Origin of the sequence: Bacillus sp. AFS002410, from assembly GCF_002556365.1 — a bacterium.
GTDB lineage: Bacteria > Bacillota > Bacilli > Bacillales > Bacillaceae_G > Gottfriedia.
Genome location: NZ_NUEU01000090.1, coordinates 17,589 through 27,356, shown reverse-complemented (window position 1 = coordinate 27,356; position 9,768 = coordinate 17,589). Strand labels below are relative to the sequence as shown.

At 33.9% G+C, this 9,768-nt stretch carries 7 protein-coding genes; all 7 read right to left on the bottom strand.

All coding sequences use genetic code 11. The annotated features are described in order from the left end of the window. Positions 1-132: 132 nt before the first annotated feature. A complete protein-coding gene (locus tag CN692_RS22725; protein ID WP_098121406.1) occupies positions 133-312 on the bottom strand; it encodes a hypothetical protein in 180 nt (59 codons plus the stop codon). A 132-nt stretch (positions 313-444) separates the two neighbouring features. Further along, a complete protein-coding gene (dtd, locus tag CN692_RS22720) occupies positions 445-885 on the bottom strand; it encodes a D-aminoacyl-tRNA deacylase (RefSeq protein WP_098121405.1) in 441 nt (146 codons plus the stop codon). A 14-nt stretch (positions 886-899) separates the two neighbouring features. Continuing rightward, positions 900-3,095 (bottom strand): RelA/SpoT family protein, encoded by a 2,196-nt coding sequence (locus CN692_RS22715; protein WP_098121404.1) that lies wholly within the window; start codon positions 3,093-3,095, stop codon positions 900-902. A 161-nt stretch (positions 3,096-3,256) separates the two neighbouring features. Beyond that, on the bottom strand, positions 3,257-3,769 hold the full coding sequence (locus CN692_RS22710) for an adenine phosphoribosyltransferase (protein WP_098121403.1): 513 nt from the start codon (positions 3,767-3,769) through the stop codon (positions 3,257-3,259). Next, complete coding sequence (gene recJ, locus CN692_RS22705) at positions 3,769-6,120, bottom strand: single-stranded-DNA-specific exonuclease RecJ (protein ID WP_098121402.1); 2,352 nt, start codon at positions 6,118-6,120, stop codon at positions 3,769-3,771. The genes CN692_RS22710 and recJ overlap by 1 nt, the downstream gene beginning before the upstream one ends. Before the next feature lie 39 nt (positions 6,121-6,159). Then, on the bottom strand, positions 6,160-7,071 hold the full coding sequence (locus CN692_RS22700) for a cation diffusion facilitator family transporter (RefSeq protein WP_098121401.1): 912 nt from the start codon (positions 7,069-7,071) through the stop codon (positions 6,160-6,162). Positions 7,072-7,520: 449 nt separating this feature from the next. Then, positions 7,521-9,758 carry a protein translocase subunit SecDF gene (gene secDF / locus CN692_RS22695; RefSeq protein ID WP_098121400.1) on the bottom strand — a complete coding sequence of 746 codons (2,238 nt, stop codon included), beginning with the start codon at positions 9,756-9,758 and terminating at the stop codon, positions 7,521-7,523. Positions 9,759-9,768: the final 10 nt, after the last annotated feature.

The following is a 9,768-nucleotide window of genomic DNA, read 5'->3' as shown; positions in this document are numbered from 1 at the left end:
TTTATTTGCAGTTTCACTGAATTTATTTGCAGCTAATTCTTTTAATTACGCTCCCCATTTTTATTTATGATTCTCTACTTTTTGTTCCAATTTCCCACACAAACAAAAAAAAACCATGGCACACACCATGGTCTAATAAAAAGCTCTTATAGTAGATTGTATGCTCTCAACTGAGCCGTCTATGAAGTACATTAATCCGTAATATACTAGAATGATTAAAATAACAAATAAGAGTGCTTTAAAGAAGCTTTTGAGGATTGTAAACAAAATTACACCAGCAATGAGGATCAAGACGATTGTAATTATGTCCATATAGTACCCTCCTGTGAATTCTTTGTCAGAACCCGTGTACTTTAAGTATATTCGCAATATGAAGTTATTATTTTAAAAATTAATTTGTACAAAAAAAATCCCCCTTTTTAATGAAAAAGGAGGTAATAAATTTTATTTACTTTCAATCATTATTGTAATTGGTCCCCAGTTTGTAAATGTTACGTCCATATCTGCACCAAATATACCAGTCTGTACAACGTATCCTTGCTCGCGTAAATATGAATTAAAAAATTCGTATAGTTCGTTTGCAATTTCTGGCTTAGCTGCATCCGTGAAGCTTGGACGTCTTCCTTTTCTCGTATCACCATATAAAGTGAATTGAGAAACTGATAGGATCTGGCCTCCAACATCTTTTAATGATAAATTCATTTTTCCAAGTTCATCTTCAAAGATTCTCAGGTTAACTGCTTTGTCAGCACAATATTTAACGTCTTCAACTGTATCTTCATGTGTAATACCAACAAGCAATAATAATCCTTTAGGTATTTCCCCGACCACACGTCCATCAACTACTACTTTTGCTTCTTTTGTACGTTGTAATAATACTTTCAAGATGGCACCTCCTATTAGTGGAAAATTCGTCTCACAGAGTATATGTCTGGAATTTGTTTAACCTTATCCACTACTTTTTGAAGGTGGTTTATATTGCGAATAGACAGACTCATTGTAATGGTTGCCATTTTATTTCGATCATTTTTTCCTGTAACTGAAGAGATATTCGTTTTTGTTTCGTTGACAACAGAAAGAACCTCATTTAATAGTCCGCGACGATCATAACCGAATATTTCTATATCGACATTATAATCACGTTCAAATGTTGGACTTTCTTCCCAGTCTACTTCAATAAAACGGTCTTCTTCGCTATCGTTTAACATATTTACACAGTCACTTCTGTGAACTGAAATCCCTCTACCTTTTGTGATATAACCAACAATATCATCCCCAGGTACAGGATTACAGCATTTAGATAGACGAATTAATAAATTGTCTACACCTTTTACAGAAATACCGGCATCTTTACGGCGTGAAGGAGCTTTTTTAAGATCCGAAGAAAGTTCTTTTAGACGGTCTTCCAATTCTACTTCAGTTCGCTTACGGAATTTATCTGTTAAACGGTGAGCAATCTGCGTTGCAGTAATTCCATTATATCCAACTGCCGCATACATATCTTCTGCATTTGAGAAGTTGAATTTCTCAGCTACACGTTTTAAATTTTCTGACGTTAAAACTTCTTTTAAATCACATTCTAACGCTTTAATTTCTTTTTCAACTAATTCTTTGCCTTTTTCAACATTCTCTTCTCTTCTTTGCTTTTTAAAATATTGGCGTATTTTATTTTTTGCGTGTGAAGACTGAGCGACCTTCAACCAGTCTTGGCTTGGCCCATATGAATGTTTTGATGTCATGATTTCAACGATATCACCTGTTTTAAGCTTATAATCAAGTGGTACCATTTTACCATTTACTTTTGAACCAATTGTTTTATTTCCGATTTCGGAGTGAATTCGGTAAGCAAAATCGATTGGTACAGATCCAAGTGGTAATTCATAAACATCACCTTTTGGCGTAAATACGAAAACCATATCTGAGAATAAATCCATTTTAACTGATTCCATGAATTCTTCTGCATTTGTAGAATTATCTTGCCATTCGATAATTTCACGGAACCAACTTAATTTATTTTCTAATGTTTTTTGGGTTGGAAAATTTGCATTATCATCTTTATATGCCCAGTGAGCTGCAACCCCGTATTCAGCAATCTGGTGCATTTCTGTTGTTCGAATTTGAACTTCTAGTGGTTCACCTTTTGGCCCAATAACAGTCGTATGAAGCGATTGATATAAGTTTGCTTTAGGCATTGCAATATAATCTTTAAAACGACCTGGCATTGGTTTCCAACATGTATGAATAACGCCTAAAACAGCGTAACAATCTTTAATACTATTAACGATTACACGTACAGCTAATAAGTCATAGATCTCGTTAAATTGTTTATTTTGCTTAGCCATTTTATGATAAATGCTATATATATGCTTTGGACGTCCAGAAATGTCTGTTTTAATTTCGACATCTTCAAGTTGTGTTGTGATTTCGTTAATTACCTCTTCTAAATATTGCTCACGCTCTGCTCTTTTACGCTTCATCAAGTTAACAATTCGATAGTATTGTTGTGGATTTAAATAACGTAGGGCTGTATCTTCAAGCTCCCATTTTACTTTACTAATCCCTAATCGATGTGCTAAAGGTGCAAATATTTCTAATGTTTCATTTGCAATTCGCATACGTTTTTCTTGAGGTAAATGCTTTAACGTTCTCATATTATGAAGGCGATCGGCTAATTTGATTAATATTACTCTCAAGTCCTGTGCCATCGCTACAAACATTTTACGATGGTTTTCAGCTTGCTGTTCTTCCTTCGATTTAAACTTAATTTTACCTAACTTTGTAACACCATCTACAAGCATAGAAACTTCTTTGCCGAATTGGTTCTCTAAGTCTTCTTTGGATACTTCTGTATCCTCTACTACATCATGCAGAAACCCAGCACTAATGGTTGTAGCATCCATCTCCAAGCCAACGAGGATACCTGCTACTTGAACCGGGTGGATGATATAGGGTTCTCCAGACTTACGAAATTGCTCACTATGTGCGTCACGAGCATATTCATAAGCACGTTTAATAAACGCCACATCATCTTCTTTTAAATAATGGGTCGCTTGCTCTAAAACCTGTTCTGCTGTCAAAACTTGCTCAGTAGCCATTTAATCACCTTAAATCATTATTTCTTTTATTATCATGAAAATTTCGTTTTTTGTAAAGCAGGAGTCGTCAAATTTCATTTTTTTTTGCAGATTCGTTATAGAAAAAGAGCACTCTGATGATTCAGAGTACCCTATAGCTTAACATTATAATATGTTAAAAATTAATAAGTCATTAGTGTAAATATATCATAACCATCTAATTTTTTACGACCGTCTAAATAAGAAAGCTCAATTAAGAAAGCAATACCGACAACAATTCCACCTAGTTCTTCAACTAGATTAATTGTCGCTTCAATCGTACCACCAGTAGCTAATAAGTCATCAGTGATTAGTATACGTTGACCTGGTTTAATCGCATCTTTGTGCATTGTTAACGTGTTTGTACCATATTCTAAATCGTAGTTATAGCTAATTACTTCACGAGGTAATTTACCTGGTTTACGTACAGGAGCAAAACCGATTTCTAAAGCGTAAGAAATTGGACAACCAACAATAAATCCACGAGCTTCTGGTCCAACTACTAAATCTACGTCTTTTTCTTTCGCATAAGCTACGATTTGATCAGTTGCTTCTTTATAAGCTTTACCATCATTCATTAATGATGAAATATCTTTAAACTGAACGCCTTCTTTTGGCCAGTCCGGTACAATCGTAATATAATCTTTTAAATTCATTAAATAAGTGCCTCCCCATTTTCGGAAAAATGACTTTTCATATTTTGAAAAAATGTAGTTAATTCATCACATTTTGAGTACAGAAATAAACGTTCTAGTTCAATACTAACTAATTTTTTTGCGTACGTATTCGATAAAGATAGATCTTTCTTCTCAGTTTGTGGCAACAAACGAATTTTTCCATCCTCTATTGTAACAAATTCTAAATCAAAAAACACCTTTGTCATAAAATCGACTTGTTCTTTTTTCCATCCCATCTTACGACATAATGCCACTTCAAACATGTTCATGTCAAACGGATTGGTGTTTGCTAAGATTGAATAGAATTTTTTAAAGCTTTCTCTACTAGGAATTGGAGAAAAGAAATGTAGTTCTTCTTGATTAAATACTAAGTAGATGCGCTCCGACAAACCATTTTGAAAAACTTCTTTTAAATGATTTTCAGAACTAGGCAAATCAAGTAAGATAATATAATTATTTTGTATATTAGTATTTAAGTTTAGTACATCTTCATAAGAAATAAACGTCGAAACAGGATATTTCGTCTTTAAGTTTTCATAATCACTTGATGCTTGATGTAAAAATATTAATTTTTCTTCGTTTGAAGGTAGTGTTAATCGATGTGGCTCTTGGCCTCTTAAGTCAAATAACTGCCAATGATTTACTTTAATATCTTGAATCATTAGTTGTGGCTTACGTTTGCCATTCCATTCATTAATAGAAGCCATTCCTAAGCAAGACACTTTTGATCCAGTAGCAATTTCATTTGCAACATGCCCAAATCCAAACCCTACAGCGTCGAGGGACGTTACATCATCTTTTAATTGAAATTTAAGATGTGCACCTTCATTACCGATTTGTTTAATATTTAGTGCATCTACTTCGCTTATTTCTAAAACAGGTTTTGGGTTATGCATACCAAAAGGCGCTAACATATTTAATTCATTAATAAATGAGATTGAAACTTCGCTAGCTTGACAGATTAAATCCACTTCTTTTAATGGAATAAAATCTTCATCCGTCATAGTTAGGTCAGCAAATTCATTTAAACGATGTCTTAGTTGTTCAACATCCTCAATCGCTAGTGTCATCCCAGCAGCAAGAGTATGACCTCCAAAATGAGGTAAAATATCTTTACACTTTGATAAATTTTCAAAGAGAGAAAAACCTTCAATACTTCTTGCTGAACCTTTGGCAATTCCTTTTTCGCGATCTATGCTTAGAACAATTACCGGCTTGTAAAAACGATCTACTAATTTTGAAGCAACAATCCCAACTACACCCGCATTCCAGCCTTCTTTTGCTACAATAATCACTTTATTTGAACACGAGGAATCAAGCCCTTTTACTTGTTTAATCGCCTCTTCAGTCATACTTGAAACTAACTCTTGACGTTCTTTATTTAAAACTTCAATTTGTTCTGCTCTTGATTTAGCAAGTTCTCTACTTGTTTCTAGAACTAGATCTACCGCAGGCTTAGCATCACCAAGTCGGCCAACTGCATTAATTCTTGGTCCAATTGCGAAACCAATTGTTTCTTCATTAATTGAATCATTAGAAGTACCACTTATTTCTAACAGAGCTCTTAAGCCCTCACGTCTAGTTTGCTTTAATTGTCTTACGCCTTTTTTTACAATTAGTCGATTTTCATCAACTAAAGGCACTAAATCGGCTACTGTACCAATTGAAACAAGTTCTAAATACTCTTCTGGTTCTCTCCCTAATAATGCAGAAGCGAATTTAAATACAACTCCTACACCAGCTAACTCTTTAAAAGGATAGCTTGGACTAAGTTTTGGATGAATGATTGCGATAGCCTTTGGAAGGTCCTCTGGTGGTTCATGATGGTCTGTGATAATGACATCTATTCCAAGTTCATTTGCAAAACTAACTTCCTCAGCTGCAGATATACCTGTATCTACGGTAATAATTAATGAGTAGCCTTGTTCTTTCGCCCATTTAAATGCATTCTTATTAGGGCCATACCCTTCAGTAAAACGATTTGGTATATAGAAATCTACTTTTGCTTCTAGTTCAATTAATGTTAAATACAATACTGATGTACTACTAACACCATCTGCGTCATAATCGCCAAAAATTAATATTTTTTCATTTTCTTCAATCGCTTGAAATACTCTGTCTATTGCAATATCCATACCCTCTAATAAAAACGGGTCATGAAAGCTCATTTGATCTTCATATAAAAACTTACTTGCTGTTTCAACTGTATTAAACCCGCGAGTAACAAGTAGTTTAGCTAATAGAGGGGAAATCTGTAATTCTTTACATAATATTTGCTCTTCTTGTTGATTCGATAATTTCGGTTTCCAACGTGCTTTTGACTTTAACAATACTCTCACCCCTAACTGTACTATTATACTAAAGTAAACTTATTGGATGAAAGAGTTATTTTTATCATTATATGGATTAATATGGACAAATACGTTTTCAACATCTTTGTCTTCCATTAGTTTTTCTTTAACATTTTTGCCGATTCTATGTCCTTCCTCAACGGTTATATATGGATCTACAGATACTTTTATATCAATAATGACATAATAGCCGTGCTCTCTTGCATAAAGAGTATTTATTTCTCTAACCCCTTCTACCTTTCTCACAATTTCTTTATATGGTTCTATGTCTTCCTCATGAAGTACATGATCCATAGTAGTATGTATTGACTCTGCCCCAATATCCCATGCCATTTTCAGGATCATAATTGCTACAACAAGCCCTGCCGCTGGATCTGCATACAAAAGGATTGGCATATTAATTTTAGTGCCAAGAATTGCAATTCCGATTCCAACCATAGCAGCAGCTGATGAGTATACGTCTGAACGATGTTCATAAGCATTCGCAATGATCGCAGCACTATTCAATCTTTTTCCTAAAGCATATTTATAGCGAAACATCCATTCTTTTAAGAATATCGAGATAAATGCAGCTACTAAAGCGATTAGCTCAGGAGAATGGACAGGTTTAAAAAAAGCTGTAATTGAGGATTTCGTTATTTCGATTCCAACGATAAATAAAAGAACAGCTACAATAATTGCAGCAATTGATTCAGCTTTTCCATGTCCATAGGGATGGTCCTCATCTGGTGGCATCTTAGCAGCTCTTAATCCAAATAAAACCGCTATTGAACCTGCTACATCGGAAGCAGAGTGAACTGCATCAGCCAATAATGCTTTACTATTTCCGATATACCCAATAATCAGTTTAACAATTGCCAGAAGTAAATTTCCATATATTCCAATATAAGCTCCTTTCTTGGCTTCCTTATAACGCTCATCTTGTTCCATATACTTTACCTACTTCCCTTGTTCTAGATCTAGTAGATCATTCGCCAAACAAATTTATTTTTTTATTACACACATTCTATTAGTATCTTCAATACGGAATGAAACTAATACAAAAATAACTTCAATATTTACTTCATTTTATTTTGTTAGGATGAAAAAAAGAGCTATCACTAACTAACAAATTCAAATTGAAAAACGGCTGATTTTATTGTAAATATCCGAAGGCTTATGTAATCGATTTATGATTCAGTCTAGAAGCTATTATTCGAGGGATTTTATTGTTGTTTTATTATCTTAGTTAAAAATCTACTTCATTCGTTGATTTCTAATTCACACGTTTCACTCTCTTATTTCAGATACCAAAGTTCACCTAATACTACTCCTCTTTCCTTACACAAATAAAAAGGGATGTCCCAAATTTTACTTTTGGGACACCCTCTAGTTAGAAATTATTTAGCTTCTTCAACATCAATGACTTGATTTTTATCAAGTTGACGACCTTTAATACCTAGCCAAATTTGTGATGCGATAAAGATTGAAGAATATGTTCCTACTACTAAACCTACAAGTAATGCAATTGAGAAGTTAAGAATTGCATGACTTCCGAATAAAAGTAGTGCAAGAACAGCTAATACTACTGTAAGAACTGTTTTTAGTGAACGGCCTAAAGTTTGACGAATTGATTCATTTACAATTTCTTTCAATTCTTCTCTAGTACGAATTTTCTTCTTAAGCTTCATATTTTCACGAACTCGGTCAAATGTAACAATTGAGTCATTTATTGAATAACCAACAATTGTCAGTACCGCAGCGATGAAAGTTATATCTACTTCTAATCTAAATACGCTAAATATTACTACAATGAAGAACGCATCATGTAGTAAGGCAATTACTGATGCAAGTGCATAAGAGAATTGGAAACGTAATGATACATAAAGAATAATACCTGCAGAAGCAATGATTAGTGCTTTAATTGCATTAGCTGCTAATTCTCGCCCAACGATTGGATCAACTGTACTTACGTTTGGTTCAATTCCAAATTTAGTCGTAAAATCTTTTTTCAAATCGTTAATTTGTTCTTTAGTTAATACGCCTTTAAATACGACTGAACCAGTTTTTGCATCATTTGTAGAAACTGTAATATTTTCAGGTTTTAAGTTCATTTTTGATAATTCGTCATTTACAACTTGTTTTGTAACAGCTGATTTTGCTTCAAATGTTACTCGTGTACCACTTGCAAAATCAATTCCTAAATTTAATCGGAATACAGAAAGGATAATTACGCCGACAATTAGTGTAACAATTGAAAAATAAACGAATTTACGACCGATACTAACAAAATCGACTTTATCATATTTTGTTGGTGGATGTGCCAAGTTATGATTTAAACCAAGAATTTCACTTTGTTTAATACCAAACCAAGTTTTCTTATTATTTAAGTAACGACTTTGAACTAGTAAAGAAAGTAATAAGCGAGTTCCGAATACTGCTGTTAAGAAACTTACTAAAATACTGACAATTAAACTTGTTGCAAACCCTTTTACTGAGCTTGTACCAAAAATGAATAATACAACAGCTGCAAGTAGAGTTGTGATGTTAGCATCAAAAATAGTACCAAATGAACGCTGGTTACCAGCTCGATATGCTGATGCAACTGATTTTCCTAGTTTAAGCTCGTCTTTCAATCTCTCAAAGGTAATAATGTTGTTATCAACCGCAATACCAACACCAAGTATTAATGCAGCAATACCCGGGAGTGTTAATACCGCATTCATGCCATCAAATACAAGTAATGTTACGTAAGTGTACGCCATTAACATGATGCTTGCGATTAAGCCTGGTAAGCGATAGAAGAATAGCATAAATAAGAAAATTACGGCTACACCAATAATTCCAGCAAAAATTGTTTCATGCAATGCATCAGTTCCAAATTTTGCACCGATTGATGTTGAATACATTTCTTCAAGATGTACTGGAAGAGCACCAGCATTTAATAAATCTGAAAGTTCTTTTGCACTTTCAACTGTAAAAGTTGATCCTACAATAGAAAGTGAATCATCTGTAAATACTTGATTTACACTTGCTGCAGATAAGAACTTAGGTTTTGCTTTTGCTGATTCCTTTTTGAAAGAGTCTTTTCCTTCATTGAAATCTAACCAAATAACCATCATATTATTTGGAGCACCCATTTTTAGCACTTTACTTGTAACATCTTTAACCTTACTTGCATCTTTAAATGTTATCGATACACTAGGTTTACCCATTTGGTCAAATGTTTGCTTTGAAGCGCCTTCTTTTAAATCTGCTCCAGTCATAAGAACCTTATCATTTACGTCACGAATTGTTAAATTCGCTTCTGTCGAAAGAATATCACGTGCTTTAGCTTGATTTTTTACTCCAGCCAATTGTACACGAATACGATCCTTTCCTTCGATTTGGATGTTTGGTTCACTTACCCCTAATACGTTTACACGCTTCTCAAGGGCTTTTGCTGTACTTACTAAAACATTTTTGTTAATTTTGTCACCCTTCTTAATTGGCTTAACTTTGTATAGTACTTCGAAGCCGCCCTGTAAGTCCAGACCAAGCTTGATATTTTTCGCAGTACCAAACACAGTTGTTCCGATTACTGCTGCTAATACAGCAATAATTAAGAAAAAGGCAACAATTCTGTTACGCTTAACCATGTTGTGAATT

Excerpts from the sequence above, each read along its gene's own strand:
- secDF (WP_098121400.1), bottom strand. The coding sequence starts at position 9,758 with ATGGTTAAGCGTAACAGAATTGTTGCCTTTTTCTTAATTATTGCTGTA.
- CN692_RS22710 (WP_098121403.1), bottom strand. The coding sequence starts at position 3,769 with ATGAATTTAAAAGATTATATTACGATTGTACCGGACTGGCCAAAAGAA.
- CN692_RS22700 (WP_098121401.1), bottom strand. The coding sequence starts at position 7,071 with ATGGAACAAGATGAGCGTTATAAGGAAGCCAAGAAAGGAGCTTATATT.
- CN692_RS22725 (WP_098121406.1), bottom strand. The coding sequence starts at position 312 with ATGGACATAATTACAATCGTCTTGATCCTCATTGCTGGTGTAATTTTG.
- CN692_RS22715 (WP_098121404.1), bottom strand. The coding sequence starts at position 3,095 with ATGGCTACTGAGCAAGTTTTGACAGCAGAACAGGTTTTAGAGCAAGCG.